At 68.2% G+C, this 16073-nt stretch carries 12 protein-coding genes and 1 tRNA gene; 5 read left to right on the plus strand and 8 right to left on the minus strand.

What is annotated here, in order from left to right; all coding sequences use genetic code 11:
• Nucleotides 1-28: 28 nt before the first annotated feature.
• Entirely contained in the window at nt 29-1726 is a 1698-nt protein-coding gene (gene crtI, locus KF684_06520; GenBank protein MBX3352572.1) for a phytoene desaturase, read from the plus strand.
• A 54-nt stretch (nt 1727-1780) separates the two neighbouring features.
• Here crtI and KF684_06525 read toward each other — a convergent pair whose 3' ends face one another.
• From KF684_06525 to KF684_06540, 4 genes are all read right to left on the minus strand, one after another.
• Nucleotides 1781-2578 carry a hypothetical protein gene (locus tag KF684_06525; protein MBX3352573.1) on the minus strand — a complete coding sequence of 266 codons (798 nt, stop codon included), beginning with the start codon at nt 2576-2578 and terminating at the stop codon, nt 1781-1783.
• A gap of 141 nt (nt 2579-2719) precedes the next feature.
• A complete protein-coding gene (locus KF684_06530) occupies nt 2720-3115 on the minus strand; it encodes a hypothetical protein (protein MBX3352574.1) in 396 nt (131 codons plus the stop codon).
• A gap of 195 nt (nt 3116-3310) precedes the next feature.
• Nucleotides 3311-4849 carry a HAMP domain-containing histidine kinase gene (locus KF684_06535; protein ID MBX3352575.1) on the minus strand — a complete coding sequence of 513 codons (1539 nt, stop codon included), beginning with the start codon at nt 4847-4849 and terminating at the stop codon, nt 3311-3313.
• A gap of 25 nt (nt 4850-4874) precedes the next feature.
• The gene (locus KF684_06540; GenBank protein MBX3352576.1) at nt 4875-5606 is read right to left on the minus strand and encodes a response regulator transcription factor; all 732 of its coding nucleotides are present in this window, start codon (nt 5604-5606) and stop codon (nt 4875-4877) included.
• Between the two features lie 184 nt (nt 5607-5790).
• On the opposite strand from KF684_06540, the gene KF684_06545 reads away from it, so the two are divergent.
• The 3 genes from KF684_06545 (at nt 5791) to KF684_06555 (ending at nt 7613) form a co-directional block, all read left to right on the plus strand.
• Nucleotides 5791-6780, plus strand: a complete 990-nt coding sequence (locus KF684_06545; GenBank protein MBX3352577.1) for a PRC-barrel domain-containing protein — start codon at nt 5791-5793, stop codon at nt 6778-6780.
• A gap of 98 nt (nt 6781-6878) precedes the next feature.
• Entirely contained in the window at nt 6879-7061 is a 183-nt protein-coding gene (locus KF684_06550; GenBank protein MBX3352578.1) for a hypothetical protein, read from the plus strand.
• 93 nt (nt 7062-7154) lie between these two features.
• Nucleotides 7155-7613, plus strand: coding sequence for a PA2169 family four-helix-bundle protein (locus tag KF684_06555; GenBank protein ID MBX3352579.1), 459 nt, complete (start codon nt 7155-7157; stop codon nt 7611-7613).
• 180 nt (nt 7614-7793) lie between these two features.
• On the opposite strand, the gene KF684_06560 is transcribed toward KF684_06555, so the two are convergent.
• From KF684_06560 to KF684_06570, 3 genes are all read right to left on the minus strand, one after another.
• The gene (locus KF684_06560) at nt 7794-9197 is read right to left on the minus strand and encodes a hypothetical protein (GenBank protein ID MBX3352580.1); all 1404 of its coding nucleotides are present in this window, start codon (nt 9195-9197) and stop codon (nt 7794-7796) included.
• Between the two features lie 371 nt (nt 9198-9568).
• Nucleotides 9569-12013: a serine/threonine protein kinase gene (locus KF684_06565; GenBank protein MBX3352581.1), complete on the minus strand. Its 2445-nt coding sequence runs from the start codon at nt 12011-12013 to the stop codon at nt 9569-9571.
• On the minus strand, nt 12010-12585 hold the full coding sequence (locus KF684_06570; protein ID MBX3352582.1) for a sigma-70 family RNA polymerase sigma factor: 576 nt from the start codon (nt 12583-12585) through the stop codon (nt 12010-12012). The genes KF684_06565 and KF684_06570 overlap by 4 nt, the downstream gene beginning before the upstream one ends.
• A 366-nt stretch (nt 12586-12951) precedes the next feature.
• On the opposite strand from KF684_06570, the gene KF684_06575 reads away from it, so the two are divergent.
• Nucleotides 12952-15879, plus strand: coding sequence for a tetratricopeptide repeat protein (locus KF684_06575; protein ID MBX3352583.1), 2928 nt, complete (start codon nt 12952-12954; stop codon nt 15877-15879).
• Nucleotides 15880-15961: 82 nt separating this feature from the next.
• Here KF684_06575 and KF684_06580 read toward each other — a convergent pair.
• A tRNA-Cys gene (locus KF684_06580) sits at nt 15962-16035 on the minus strand.
• Between the last annotated feature and the right edge of the window lie 38 nt (nt 16036-16073).

Raw genomic sequence — 16073 nt, forward strand, 5'->3', positions numbered from 1 at the left:
GTTGACTCGGTAGTCTAGTCGATCGGGCCTGCGCGCCGGATGCGTTCGGACGATCTCGCCCGCCGAATCCGCCCCGACGCATTCGCCGAACGTTCGGGTCCCGCGGCCGCCGCCGCCAGAGAACCACCAGGAGTCGCGCGTGACCACGATCGCCCAGCCCGTCAGCACCGCCCGACGACCGGTCTCGTCGCCCTCCGGCGGCGCGAAGAGCGACGTCGCGGTGATCGGCGCCGGGCCGGGCGGGCTCGCCGTCGCCATGCTGCTGGCCGCCAGCGGCGTGAAGGTCACGGTGTACGAAGCGATGGACCGCGTGGGCGGGCGGACCAGCCGCGTCACGCTGCGCGACGGGCAGAACCGCGCCTTCCACTTCGACCGCGGACCGACCTTCTTTCTCATGCCTTATGTGCTCGAAGAGATCTTCAGCGCGACCGGGCGATCGCTGTACGACTACGCCGACCTCTCTCGCCTCGATCCGATGTACCGGCTGGTGCTCGGGCGCGAGGGGAAGGACTCGCTGATCGTCGAGACCACGCAGGACCTCGACCGCATGAGCGCGCAGCTCGAGACGATCGAGAAGGGCGCCGGCGCCGAGTTCCAGCGGTTCATCCGCGACAACCGCAAAAAACTCGACGCGATGACCCCCCTGCTGCGCAGGCCCATCAAGAGCGTGCTGGACCTGATCTCGCTCGACGCGATGAAGTGCGCGCCGATCCTGGAGCCCCACCGCTCGGTGAACTCGCTGCTCGGGAAGTACTTCGACGACCCGCTCGTGAAGATCTCCCTCACCTTCCAGAGCAAGTACCTGGGCATGAGCCCCTATGAGTGTCCGAGTCTGTTCAGCATCCTGCCCTTCATCGAGTACGAGTACGGCATCTGGCACCCCAAGGGAGGGTGCAACGCGCTCATGCACGCGATGGCCGAGGTCTGCCGCGAGATGGGCGTCGAGATCCGCACCGGCGCGCCCGTCGAGAAGATCGCCTTCAGAGGCAGGCGCGCGACGGGCGTCGTGGTCGACGGGCAGACCCACGCGCACGAGCATGTCGTCGTCAACGCCGACGCGACCTGGGCGATGAAGAACCTCATCCCCGAGAGCGTGCGGCGCTCGCAGGATTCCGACGCGAATCTCGACGCGAAAAAGTACTCCTGCTCGACGTACATGCTCTATCTTGGGGTCGACGGCGAGGTCGAGCTGCCCCACCACACGATCTATGTCTCGCGCGACTACGAGGGCAACCTGAAGGACATCACCGAGCGCGGGCGCCTGACCGAGGACCCCTCGACCTATGTCTGCAACCCCAGCGCGACCGATCCCACCCTCGCGCCGAGCGGGTGCAGCGCGCTCTATGTGCTCGTGCCCACGCCCAACGCCAAAGCGGGCATCGACTGGAAGCAGGCCGACGCGATCGTGCGCGAGCGCGCCATGCACGCGATGGAGCGCGAGATGGGGATCGAGCGCATCCGCGAACGCGTCGTCTGCGAGCAGCGCATCACCCCCGACGACTGGCGAGGGCACCACATCAATTTCGGCGCAACCTTCAACCTGGCGCACAACCTGGGCCAGATGCTGCACAAACGCCCCCACCACGAGCTGCAGGGCGTCGAGGGCGTCTGGATGGTCGGGGGCGGCACGCACCCGGGCTCGGGCCTGCCGGTCATCTTCCTCTCCAGCCAGATCACCGCGAAACTGCTGTGCGAGCGGGTGGGAGCGACCTACGCGGGCGCGTGAAAACGCCGCGGTTGTCCGCGGCGGCTGATCACACTCGATCTTCCTTCGGATCTCTCAGTTGCAGTCGACGCCGAAGTTCGACAGCGTCTCGTTGAGATCGGAGAAGTTCACCACCCCGTCGCCGTTCACGTCGCCGGGGATGCCGGCGCCGCTCTGGCCGAACGCGCTGAGCACGGCGTTGAGGTCGGAGAAGTTCACCACGCCGTCGCCGTTGGCGTCGCCCGGGCAGGCCGGCGCGTCGACGCCGAGGTTCGCCTGCGCCCACGCGACGGCGGCGGTGAAGTCCTGCAGCGTCGCGTTCTGATCGAAGACCATCCAGAACGGCTCGGAGTCCGCGATCGCCGGGGAAGTATTGAAGAGCTCGAGTTTGAGGAGATACACGCCGTTGGTGGCCGCGAAATCGAGCGCGTAGACCAGGTGGCGGTGCCACACGCCGGTGCTCGAGACGCCGACGGTGAAGCCCTGCACGGTGGTGTCGGGCGTCGCCGGGCTCGAAACCGGGGACAGCGTCGCGAAGGAGATCTCGATGGGGAAGGGCGAGAGCGTGGAGAAGTCGGTCCCGTTCCAGCGCCGCACCTGATCGAGGATGCGGAAACCAACGGCGGTGCCGACCGGGAAGGTCCCGGGCAGGCAGTCGAAGCCGGGGTCGTTCGTGAGATTGGGGACGACGAGCCCGAACTTCGCGTCGAAGACTCGCTGGGGCTGGAAGGCGCCCGAGACGAACGCGCTGGTGACGATCCGGCCTTCATCGACGCTGAGCAGGATGTCGCCGGTGTGGGTGAGGCCTCCCGCCGCGGCGAGCGACGACGACGCGGACAGGGCCGCGATCGCGGCGAGTGAACGAGTGTGCATGGGTGATCTCCCGTAACGGGGTGGCGCCGCGGCTGGACGCGCCGCGGGAGGGGCTGGTCGCCGTGGACGCCCGATCCCGCTCTGGACGGCGCGGGAATCGGCGGCGATGTCCAGAGTCTACGAGCGCCGAGCGCTTTCGTTTCACCCCGGATGACGGATGTCGCGACTCTGGTGAATCGCGGCGTGCCTGGGCTCGAAACTGGTTCCAGGGATGACGGAGCCGTGACGCCCCGGGGCGTGATCCGTCGGGCCCGAGGCGCCGGGGTGACCCGTACGCACTCGGTCCCCATCCCCCCCGTCCTCTTCCAGACCCGCGCGGGCGGCGCGGATCTGCTCCTCCTCGAATCGCGCGAGGTGGGCGGCCATGCTGGCGCGGATCATCCGCCGGATGAGCAGCGTCAGACAGATCAGAAAGGCGCTGACGCACCCGAGAAACACCACGTCGACAAGCACCCCCCCGATCCGCAGGCCCGGCACAAAGACCACCAGGCCTGAAAGGACCGCGGCGAGGAGCGTGACGAGCGTGAGGAGGACCATGAGCAAAGTGACCGGGTAAGCGTGGCCGGGAGGTGACGGAACGAAGTCGAGAACCCTTCCTATCGACATCATCGAACGAAGGGGTCAACTACGGGTGAGTTGCGGGTGAAAGCGCCCTCATCTTGACCCCGGCGCGCACTCTCGGCGCGCTCCCGGCCGATTCTCGGACCTTCCCGAAATCGGCGCCCGGGAGACTCAGCGCCCCACGAAGGGACGCCCGGGGTCGGGCTCACGCTCGATGGACGGGTCGATTGGGGTGCCCCGGTCGTTCCCCTCGCGAGGGAGTGCGATGGTGAACGCGCAGCCCCCCTCATCGAGGTTGCGGACGGTGATGAGGCCCCCGTGAAGCTCGGCGATGCCCTGGGCGATCTCGAGCCCGAGGCCGTGGCCCCGCCCCCGCCGGACCTCGGACTTGGCCTGCGCGAAGCGGTCGAAGATGTGATCGATGAGCTCGCAGGGGATCCCGGTCCCGTGATCGCGCACGGTGATCGTCGCGGAGCCGTTGTCGACGCGCGGCTCGATGTGCACGACGCCGCGCTCGGGGCTGAACCGGATCGCGTTGCGCACGAGGTTGTTGAGCATCGTGCGCAGCAGCTCGGGCTCGCCGAGCACGGCGGCGTCGAGCGTGTCGTCCTGGTCGAGCAGGCACGGATCGATCGTGACGTTGTGCTGCCGCGCCATCGAGGCGCACTGCGAGGCGGAGTCGAGCACCAGATCGTTGACGGTGATGCGCTCCAGGCGCGTGGAAGACTTCCCCTCGCGGACGCGCGTGAGCAGGAGAAAGCTGTCGATGAGCCGGCCGAGGCGCTTCAGCTCCTCCTCGACGCTGCGCAGGAACGCGCCGACCTCGGGTGGGACGCCCTCGGGCTTGAGCGTCTGGAGCTCGGTGAGGATCACCGCGATGGGCGTCTTGAGCTCGTGCGAGACATTGGACATCACGCGCGCCTGCGCGAGAAACCCCTTCTCGATTCTCTGTCGGGCGTTCTCGAGCTCGGCCTGCAGGGCTGCGACCTCGGGCGAGTTGGATTCGAGCCCGACACGCCTGCCGATCGATTCGGGCGAAAGACGGCGCGCGATGCGCCCGAGCTCGTGCAGCGGAGCGGTCGCGATGCCTGCGACGAACCACCCGCTGACCAGCGCCGACAGAAGCCCGATCGGCAGCGTCACCGCCAGGACCTGGAAGGACAACCCGAGCATGGCCGACGCGTGCGAGTCGTCGATGGCGCAGAGCAGGACGTGCGGGACGCCCTCGTGCGATTCGATCGGGATGAGCTTCGCCCGGACCATGATCTCATCGCGAGCGCCAGCTCGATCGGGCAGCCGGAGCGGGAATCGGACGACGCGTGGGCGGGAGTCGTCCAGGGTGCGCCGGACAGCGCCGGGAGGCGGCACAACCGGCGACGAGCCAGAGTTCGCGAGCAGATCGCCCTGCGCGTTGTACACCCCCAGCGTGATGTCCTCGTGGAGGGTGGGGCCCATCCTTCGCCGCATGATCGCGCGGAGCTGCATGTCGTTCATGTCGGCGAGCGACGCCGCCACGTCGGCGCGCACGAGGTTGGAGTGCAGACGCAGCCGATCGTCGAAGAGGCGGTTGATCGACGCTCGCTGGTAGAGCATGAACACCAGGCCCAGCGTGAGCTGGATCACGGCGAAGATGAGCAGCACCCACAGCGTCAGCCGGAGCCGCAGCGTGGGCGTGAGCGTGCGAATGCTCTGTGCGAGTCGGTGTGGCATGCGTCTGGTCCCGCGCCGAGGCCCGTCAGTCCATGACGCCGAAGCGGTAGCCGGCGCCCTTGACGGTGTGGATCAGCTCCCTGTCGTGCCCCCGGTCGACCTTCTTGCGAAGAGCGGAGATATAGACATCGATCACGTTGCTGGTGGGCTCGAAGTTCATATCCCAGACCTTCTCGCCCAGCTGCGTGCGCGAGAGCACGCGGTTGGGGTTGCGCATGAGGTATTCGAGCAGCGCGAACTCGCGGTTTGAGAGCTCGATTGACGCTTCGCCTCGCTTCGCGACGCGTGTGTACAGGTCGAGCTCGAGCGTGTCGCAGGTGAGGATGCGCCCCTCGCTCGCCTCGCCCCGGCGGAGCATGGCGCGGATGCGAGCGAGCAGCTCCTCGAACTCGAACGGCTTGGTGATGTAATCATCGGCTCCGGCGTCGAGGCCCTCGATCTTGTCGTCCGTCGACGACAGCGCCGTGAGCATGACGATCGGCGTGTCGACGCAACGCCGGCGCAGGTTCCTGCACACCTCGACGCCGTCGCGGTCGGGCAGCATGAGGTCGAGCAGGATCAGGTCGTACGGCTCTACCGCGGCGAGATCCTCGCCCTCGAAACCGGTGTGGCTGACATCGGCGGCGTAACCGCTTTCCTGGAGACCCTTCTGCAGAGCGGTCGCCATCTTCGGGTTGTCTTCGATGATCAGGATGCGCACGCTGGCCTCTCTCTCTCCGGTGATTCCGGTCGTGTGCCCCCCGCCGGAGGGGCTCATGCCGACCAGTATTCGTAGCGTGGTCGGGCATGGAATGCACGCTGATCGTATGAATCGCAGAATGAGCGCCGATTCACCCGGGCCTTACACCGGTCTCAGCCGCGTGGCGGAAAGTCTTCCTGACAAGCACGCACGCGGCAGCCCTCGTGGGCACGCCGAGATCACCCTGTAAGGAATTACCAGCATGAATCTCAGAAACACCATGACAGCCAGCGCCCTGATCGTCGGCCTCGCCGGCGCCAGCGCCTCCCTCGCCATCGCGCAGCAGACGCAGCCCGTGCGCCCCGACCAGCCGGCGCAGCCCGGCTCGCGCGACTGGAACACCCAGGACCGCGACCGCGCTGAACAGAAGCGTATGAAGCTCGAAACCTTCACCACGCTGAAGGGATCGAACATCTACAACACCCGCGGCGACACGATCGGCTCCATCGATGACCTCGTGCTTATGGGCGCCGAGGGCAAGATCGATCGCGCCGTGGTCAAGACCGGCGCCATCCTGGGTGTCGGTGGCAAGACCGTCGCCGTCCCGTTCAGCCAGCTCACGTGGAACGCCGAGAACGAGCGTTTCGTCCTCTCGACGAACGCCGACGACCTCAAGCGCCTTCCCGAGTTCGACCCCGACACAATCCTCAATGATCCCAACAACAGGCGCGACCGCGCTCCGACCCAGCGCCCCGGCACTGCCCCCGGTACTGCCCCCGGTATGGCCCCCAGCGGCGAGAGCGCCGACTACGACCGCTCGGTGGTGCTCGCCAGCACCGTTCAGGGCGCGGACATCATGTGCGCCGCGAACGAGTGCGGGAAGGTCCACGAGATCATCGTCGACATCCCCAGCCGGCGCGCCGTGCTGATCTCGATCGACCCGAACCAGAACTTCCTCGGCATCGGCGACGTCAAGCGGCTCGCCCCCATCACCGCCGCGCGCTGGAACACTCTCGACGAGCGAGTCGATCTCAACGCGACTCGCGACCAGATCCTCAACGCGACCGAGACGCCTCGCGATCTGTCGACCATCGCGAACACCGATCGCCTGAGCGCCATCTATCGCAACTACGGCGTCGAGTGGTCGGACAAGAGCCGCGACGACGCGGACCGGCGCTCCACCCCGGGCGCGCGCCCCGACAAGACCCCCGGCCAGCAGCGCCCGACCGACCCCAACCGCCCGGGCAACTGACCAATCGGAGCCACACTCGGCTTCCCTCGAGTCGGGCGCGCCGGCGACACCCGCCGGCGCGCCCATTCCCGCAAGCACTTTCTCTTGGAGACCCGCCCATGCGCCTCACCACCCAGGACCTCTCCCGTGCGACCCGCGCCGTGTTCATCGCGAGTCTGCTCGCCGGCGCGGGGGCGCTGGTCGGATGCGACGACGCGCCCGACAACGCCAGCGAAGCCGTAGACCGCGCGGCGGACGCCGCCGACGACGCGATCGACAAGGCCAGCGACGCGATCGACTGACGAAACCCATCACTCGGGGAGCGCAGCCGCTTGTCGCGACTGTGCTCCTCTTCTCCCACCTGATTTGTTCAACCGCCGTCCAAGGAGCTATCGATGGAAACCATCCAGAACATGCACGACAAGACGATCAAGGGCCTGCAGAACCTGATCGAGATCAATATCGACAGCGCCAAGGGCTTCGAGCAGGCCGCGTCGACCATCAACGAGCCCCGGCTCAACGCACTCTTCCGAGATGTCGGCGCACAGCGCGCCGGCTTCGCGGTCGAGCTGAAACGATTCGTCGCGAGCAGCGGCGAGAAGCCCAAGGACGACGGCAGCGCCAAGGCCGCCGTCCATCGCTGGTGGCTCAATGTGCGAGGGTCCATCAAGGACGACAACGCGCACGCCGTGCTCTCCGAAGCCGAGCGCGGCGAGGACGCCATCAAGGCCCGCTACGAGGAGGTCCTCAAGGACAACCCCGGCAACCCCGTGAGCGATGTGCTCCACCGCCAGTACGCGTCGGTGAAGGCCGCGCACGACCGCATCCGCGACATGCGCGACGCGACCGCGTAAGCGCCACGATCCACCATCCGGAGGGCCCTGTTCCCACGCACCGCCCGGCCTCGAGAGGGGCCGGGCGTTTTCGCGTCGATCATCGGCGACGCGGGTCTCTCCGCGAGGCGAACGCCGGCGCCGCGCTCCCTCAGCGAGGGGAGCGCGGCGCGAGCGAGGTGGTGAGTGCGGTGATGACTGTCAGTGGCAGGTCTGACCGAACCTCGTCAGCACGGAGTTAAGGTCGCTGAAGTTGATCACGCCGTTGGCGTCGGTGTCTCCCGGGCAGATCACGGTAAGCGTGAAGTCCTGGCTCACGCTGCTGCCGCAGAGCCCCACCATCTCGGCGGAATAGACGCCCGCGTCGCTGGCGCTGACGCTCGGGATCGTGAGGAGGGGGATCCCGGTCGTGGTCAGAACATGGCCGTTCTTGCGCCACACGACTGACGCATAGAGCGAGTTCGCGCTCGGGAGTGCCACGAGCGTCGCGGGCTGCCCTTCCGCGACGGAGACCGACGCGGGCGGCGCGGCGAACTGCGGGGCTTCGAAAAGAATGGCCTGGTTGCGGAAATCCGGGAAGAAGTTTGGGCCGGATGCCGACCATCCCCCGGCGAGGATAATCTGACCGGCTCGTTCATCAAACGACGCCGCAGGTGCACCGACGAAGAGCGCCGAGCCCGAGAGCGTGAATGTATCGAGAATCGACCAATTTGCGTCGCCGCTGAGCCTGTAGAGCGCGTCGGTCGGCAGTGGCGCAGACGCGGCGAGCCGGAAGACGACGAGGAACACCCCGCCTGTTGATTGGTTCGCGACGAGCCGGTGGGCGAGAGTGCCGCCGGGCGGCGGCGCGGTCGCAGGGTTCGTCGTCTCCACGAGCGTGTTCGAGTCGAGCGAGTAGATGAATGTGCGCGGCGGGTTCGCGATGCTCTCCACGATCACCACCCGGCGTTCGTCGCGATCGTAGACGCATTCGGACTCCAGGCTGGGTGGCAGCAGACCGTCGGTCGCGAGGACTGGCGTGAGAACGCCGGTTTGCGGGTCAAAGCGGATGACGCCGGAGGTCTGATTGAAGAAGTAGAAGGCGCCTTCGTCGCTCGCGAACGCGACATATCTGGACCTGGCGGCCGCTGCCGGGTCGAAGATAAGCCCGAGCGGGATGAGCGGGGCGCTGAAGTCGTCGATGTTGAACGCGTACGCGAACTCGAGCCCGTTGACGGTCCGCACGAGGAGCGCCGCGACGCGCGTTGCAGGATCGATCGCGAGGCCGCTGATGTTGGCGGTGGGAGGGCTTTGAAACTGGGCGACAAGCGGGCTGGTGTCTCTGGCGCTCCACTCGAACCCGTCCCACCTCCACGCGCCGACGGCGCTCTGGCCGTCGACATCGATCATCCCGAAGGCGTGTGTCTCCCCGGTCGCGGCGTCGAAGGCCATCCTGAACGGGAGAAGGTTTGATTGCGCCGTCGGAGCGACCTGTCCCCACTCGAAAAGCCCTCCGAGATCGATCGGCTCGATGCACGGAGACGCCGAGGAAGGCGACCTTGCGCCCAGTACAAGGGCTGCGACTGCTGACGCCACGATGACGCTTCTGGCCTTGAAGGTTGCCATGACCTGCTCCTTGCGAGCGAGGAGCCCGGGTGCGCGGCAAACGCTCCGCGACCGGACCCGCTCGAGTGGTCTTCCGAGAAAGGGGCGGGTCACCCGACAGAGCGGGCGGCGCTTTCTCGGGATCGCAAGCACGGCAAGTATCGCGCCCTCACGCCAACCGCCGCGACCCCGGCGGGACACTCGCGTCGTGCAGGCAGGGGGCTGGTAGCTCGGCCAAAGTGCTGGCCGAACGGACGGGTCGCATCGCGATCTCCGCACGACGCTGGGACACAGCCCGACGACCGCTCGCGTTCCGCGTTTTGCGCGGCGCCTCGGGCGATGGCTCGGCGGACCCGACCGCCGTGATTCGGAAACGCCTGAATCGTCCAGCCCTACGGGGAAGCCGGGGTCCGGTAGGCGTCGGCCTTCGCGCCGTGCCCTTTGCCGGGGTCGGTCTTCTCCCAATTCTCGTAGAACGTCACGAGATTGACGGCGATGGCTCCTGGTGGGACGCGGGTGTTGGACGCGTTCCGGTAGGCCTTGAGTCCGTACGGTTCGCTTTCCTCGAACGCGCCGACGCTCATGCCCATATAGAGGACGTTGTTGTAGGTGAGCACCGCTTCGAACGTGTCCTCGCCGTAGGCGAGCGCGGCGATGCGTGCGGCTTCGCGCGCGTCCTGATACGCGCTCTCGAGCCGCTCGTGCTGGAACTTGACATACGAGCGGAGGCTGTACGACTGGGTCAGCACGCCGTGGTCGGGCCCGAGGAGCCGGGTGCGGATCTCGATGGCCCGGGTGTAGTGGGCGATCGCCTCGTCGGGGCGTCCCTCTTCGCTCGCGAAGTCGCCCCGGGACATCTCGGCGATCGCCATCTCGAGTGAATCAGGGCCAAAGAGCGACTCGACCTGCTCGAAGGTCTGGAGCATGATCGGACGCGCTTCGTCGTTTCGATCCATGTTGCTCAGGAGTGAGTACAGAGCTCGCCGGGCGTGGTAAAGGTCTTTGGGGTGCTCGCGCCTGATGCGCTCGAACCCCTCGACGGCGCGCCGGAGCGCGTCTTCGGCGGGGCCGTCCTCCGCCATGTCGAGATGCTGTGAGCCGATGCGCTGAAGCACGCGCAGCGTTCGGACATCGCGCGCTCCGTAGAGTGATTCGAGAATCTCGTGCGCTTTCTCGTAGCGTTCGAGGGCCTCGGGATGCCGGCGTATGGACGCGTAGGCGTGCCCGGCCGCGATGAGCGCCTCGACGGTGCGCGGGTCGCGTTCTCCGAAGAGTGTGGTGCGCGTGCCGTGCGCCGCGCTGGCGAGCGCGATCGCTGTTTCACCCTCGCCGAGTTGGGTCAGCGTCGCGGCGATGGACAGCCGGACCGTCGCGTCGATCTCGGGCGCGTCGGCGAGGGCGTTCGATTCCTGGAGCCGCTCCGCCGCGAATCGGGCGGCGTCGCGCATCTTGACATCGCGCCCGAGCTGGGTTGGCAGCGCCGCCGCGATGAGGCCATCGGTCATGAACTGGCTGGTGGCGATCGCGGCCCGGCGTTCGCGCTCGGCGGTCTCGAGCGCCGCCTGCGCGGTCCGGCGCTGGCGGGCCTCGGACAGCGCGAACGAGGCCGAGACGATGACGGCGCCGACCAGCACGACCAGCGATATCGCCAGCGCAGAGGCCAGGGCGCGGTTTCGAGCGACGAACTTCCGCGCGACATACAAGCGGCCGGGCGGGCGCGCCAGCACCGGCTCGTCGTTGAGATAGCGGCGCAGATCGGCGGCGAGGTCGCCGACCGAGGGGTACCGACGGGCCGGGTCGTGCTCGATCGCGCGCAGAACGATCCAGTCGAGCTCGCCACGCAGCATGCGCGCGATCTCGCGCGCCTCGGCGCCGCGCGCCGCGGCCGCGACCGTCGAGTCGTCGCCCGGCTTGGTGAAGCGCGTGCTGGGTTTGTCGGGGGCGACGCCCATCGCCGGTCGCTGCGGGTCGGGATCGAAGGGCCGATCGCCCGTGAGGAGTTCGTACAGCGTGACGCCCAGCGCGTAGACATCGGCGCGGGTGTCGATCGCGTTCGCGTCGCCGGCGCGCTGCTCGGGGCTCATGTACGCCGGTGTCCCGACGAACTGTCCAGACGCGGTGAAGCGCGCCTCGGACCCGGCGTCGAGGGCCCTCGCGATGCCGAAGTCGATCACGCGCACCGACGGGCCCTCGCCGGTGTCGACGACGAGGATGTTGCTTGGTTTGAGATCGCGGTGGATCACGCCTCGCTGGTGGGCGTGCTCGATCGCGGCGCAGACCTGCAGGAAGAGGGCGATGCGTTCGGGGATAGACGCCTTGCGTGCGTCGCTGAAGTCGGTGATGGGCCTCCCGTCGATGAAGTCCATCAGGAAGTACGGGCGCCCGCGCGGGGTCGTGCCGGCGTCGAGCACGCGCGCGATGCCGGGGTGGTCGAGCCGCGCGAGCGTCTGGCGTTCGGCGTTGAAGCGTGCGAGGACCTGCCTCGTGTCCATGCCCGGCTTGACGAGTTTGAGGGCCACCCGGCGCCGGATGGGCTCTGACTGCTCGGCCTCGAAGACGATGCCGAAACCGCCCTCACCCGCTTCGCGCACGAGCCGGTAGGGGCCGATGAACTCGCCGGGCCTCTCGCTGTCGAGAAGGTCTTCGAGACCCGGGGGCGGGGCGTCGAGGAGGGGGTCGTGGGCAAGATCGGCCTGTGCGCAGAGCGCGAGCGCGTCGCGCCGGAGCGGCTCGTCGTCGGGGCACAGCCGCAGCGCTTCGCGCTCGCGTTCCTCGGGCGAGAGATCGGCAATGGCGTCGAAGAGCTGACGGAGGCCGAGGTGTCTCTCGGGGTTCATGGCTCGTCGTCGCCCCGCTTGATCTCGTTGGCGAGCCAGGCGCGCGCGAAGCGCCAGTCGCGTTCGATGGTGCGCACGGAGACCTGGAGCATCTCCGCGATCTGCTGGTGGGTCAGCCCGGCGTAGTACATGAGGGTCACGACGCGGGCCTGGCGCTCGTCGAGGGCGCCCAGGCGCGTGAGCGCCTCGTCGAGCGCGAGGAGATCCTCGTCGGAAGCGCCCCCGCCCACCTCGATCCCCAGCACACGCGAATCGAGCGGGAGCCGGTCGCGCCCGCCCCCGTGCTTGCGCGAGGCGCGCCGTCTCGCGCGATCGACGAGGATGTCGCGCATCGCGCTGGCAGCGGCCCCGAAGAAATGGGCGCGCCCCTCCCATGTCATGTTCTCGTCGCGCACCAGCTTGACATACGCCTCATGCACGAGCATCGTCGGCTGGAGCGTCGCGCCCGGCGGCAGCCGGCGAAGGCGAGACGCGGCGAGCGCGCGCAGCTCGTTGTAGAGAAGCGGGAACAGTCGCTCGGAGGCCAGCGGGCCCTCGTTGAGCATCTGCGTGATGTCGTCGCGTTCGCTCATCGCCGTGCCGATCGTTCTGTCCGGACGACGAGTGTACCAGAGGGCGCCCCTCGCACGGCGCCATTCATTCCGATGGACCTGTCGGCGCGCCTCCGGAGTCGCCGGGGGCCATCTCTGGACGCTCGCGGGCCGGAATGAGTCCGAGACGCCGGGAACACCGCCGCTCAAGGGCGGGGCGTGTTGCCTCCGCGCGAGGTTTGGCAAAGTTGACACAAAGGGGTTTTCAGACTCCGTGCCCGGCTGTACCTTCTTCCTTCCGGCGGGGCCCCACCGCTGGAGCCACGGACGGCGGGCGCGTTGGGGGCGGCGTCGAGGACAGGTGCGGCGATGCTTGAGAGCAACCCGGCGATTCGGAAATGCCTCGGGATGGCCGCGGGCCTCTCGCTGCCCATCGCGACCGTTGTGGTCTCGGGGGCCGCGCAGTCCGCGGGCGGGCTCGGGGCGCCGGCGCTCTCGGTCGGCGCGGGGCTCCTCGGCTTCGCGTCCACGGTCTGGGGCGATCTGCTCGCGAACCGTCTGCAGCGCGGCATGGACGACGCCGACGCCGAGCGCGACCGCATCTTCAACCACGATCTGGCGAAGGCGGTCGCTGGCTCGATCGCGACGCTGCTCGAGAAGATCGCCAACGACGAGTCGCTGCAGGAGCGCGAGCGAGCCGCCCTGCGCGCGGTCGCGAAGGGCGCCGAGGGCGCGTGGCTCGCGATCGTGGACCGCTCGCCGCAGGGGATCGAGCCGCTCCTCGAAGAACGCATCGCCAATGTCGTCGTGGCCGACCCGGAGAACCCGGCGCTGGGCCGGTACGGCGATCGCGAGATGTGGCTCGGGGTGATCCGCGCGATGGCCGCGGAGTGCGGCAAGGACGCCGCGAGCGCGCTGGGGCTGGGCGACGGTACGCAGGAGCCGTCTCGAGGGGCCACACTGGCGATCGACGCGTGCCATGACGGCTTCGCGCGTCGGTTCTTTGACGACCTGAAGCACGACTTCGCGACGAAAGGGCAGGCGTTCGCGGCGGTGCACCTTCGCATGCTGGGGGAAGTCCTGTCGCTGGCGCGGAACGGCGCGGGCGCAGACGATCGAACACGACGCCAGATCGATAACCTCAACGAGATCGTCAACGGGCTGATAGCCGGCATCGTCGAGGCGAACTCCGAACGGAAAGCGGAGTTGAGGGTTATCACCACTGGCCTCATTGAGATCGACGCCCGTCTGAAGCTGCTCCTGGATTCCAGCCGCACGCAGGGAGAGACACTGGATCGTGTTGAATCGAAGGTGGACCGACTTCTGAGTAATATCCCCGCACAGCTCGCAGCGATTCTCATCAATCGTAGCCATCTGAGCGCCGCCAGCACGGATCATGCGGCCAACCAGCTCGGCTTCACGGAAGAGGAGATCGCCCTAGCGAGAAGAGCCCGGGAGTCCACGAACGCCGTCACGCGGGCGCAGGCGCTCATCGTTCTGGGGGAGCATGCCCGCGCGAGAGAGGAGCTCGCGAAGTTCGAGCGGAATGCGGAAGAGGCGGCGGAGGGTACGGCGCAGTACTACACCGCGCTGGGCGAGACTTTCTACTTTCAGGAGCGGTACGGCGAGGCGGCGGAGCGATTCGAGCGGGCATACGCGATGATGCGCACCCCGGATCGCGCGATCATGCTCGCGAACGCACTCGCGCGGACTACGAGCGGCAATATCCACGCGACGCGTGATCGTGCGATTGCCCTCTATACCGAGGCCATCGAACTCCCCGGCGCGCCCGCCGAACAGGTCGCCAGGGCCCTCTCCAACCGCGGCGTCGTGCACGGACAGCACGGACGCGTCGAGCAGGAGATCGCCGACTACACACGCGCCATCGAACTCCCCGGCGCGCCGGCGGAGCAGGTCGCCAGGGCCCTCTACAACCGCGGCTTCATGCACGGACGGCAGGGACGCGTCGACGAGGCCATCGCCGATTACACACGCGCCATCGAACTCCCCGGCGCCCCCGCTGAGCAGGTCGCCAGGGCCCTCTACAACCGTGCCATCACGCACGGCAGCCAGAAACGCGTCGAGCAGGAAATCGCCGACTACACACGAGCCATCGAACTCCCCGGCGCACCCGCGGAGCAGGTCGCCGGGGCCCTCGTCGGCCGCGGCGTCGCGCACGGACGGCAGGGACGCGTCGAGCAGGAGATCGCCGACTACACGCGAGCCATCGAACTCCCCGGCGCGCCCGCGGAGCAGGTCGCCAGGGCCCTCTCCAACCGCGGCTTCGCACACGGCAGCCAGGGACGCGTCGAGCAGGAAATCGCCGACTACACACGCGCCATCGAACTCCCCGGCGCGCCGGCGGAGCAGGTCGCCACGGCCCTCTCCAACCGCGGCTTCGCACACGGCAGCCAGGGACGCGTCGACGAGGCCATCGCCGACTACACACGAGCCATCGAACTCCCCGGCGCGCACGCGGAGCAGGTCGCCAGGGCCCTCTCCAACCGCGGCGCAGCTCACGGCCGGCAGGGACGCGTCGAGCAGGAAATCGCCGACTACACACGCGTCATCGAACTCCCCGGCGCGCCCACAGGGATGGTCGCCAAGGCCCTCTTCAACCGCGGCGTCTTGCACGGCCGGCAGGGACGAATCAACGACGCCGTCGCCGACTGCACACGCGCCATCGAACTCCCCGGCGCGCCCGCGGAGCAGGTCGCCAAGGCCCTCTTCGGCCGCGGCGTCGCGCACGGGCTGCAGGGACGCGACGACGAAGCCGTCGCCGACTACACACGCGCCATCGAACTCCCCGGCGCGCCCGCGGCGCAAGTCGCCACGGCACTCGTCAACCGCGGCGCAGCTCACGGCCGGCAGGGACGCGTCGAGCAGGAGATCGCCGACTACACACGCGCCATCGAACTCCCAGGCGCGCCCGCGGAGCAGGTCGCCACGGCCCACTACAACCGCGGCGTCATACACCGCCAGCAGGGCCGACTCGACGAAGCCATCACCGACTACACACGCGCCATCGAACTCCCCGATGCGCCCGTGGAGATGGTCGCCAGGGCCCTCTACAACCGCGGCGTCGTGCGCGGACGGCAGGGACGCGACGACGAGGCCGTCGCCGACTACACACGCGCCATCGAACTCCCAGGCGCGCCCGCGGAGTTGGTCACGAGGTCTCACTTTTTGCGCGGACGCATCCTCTGCACTAACGGTGAGAAAGCGAACGGCTGTTCCGACCTCCGTCGCGCTGCCGAGCTCGCTCGGGAGAACGGGTTGTCGGATCTGCTCGGGAATGTGAACCGGGCCCTGCTCGCCGCGGGCTGCGACGATTGAGCGCCTTTGGCGTTCTGGCCGGACCCCGTCTCGCGTCTTTCGGTTGACGCCGGGGCGCATGGCCCCGGCGGTTCACTCGCAAAGGCCGCGGTGGGATTCGAACCCACGGATAACGGATTTGCAATCCGTCCCCTTAGACCACTCGGGCACGCGGCCGGGATGTCGTCGGGGGGCTGGGCCTCTCCGACGGGCCG

This window comes from Phycisphaeraceae bacterium (assembly GCA_019636675.1).
GTDB lineage: Bacteria > Planctomycetota > Phycisphaerae > Phycisphaerales > UBA1924 > JAHBXC01.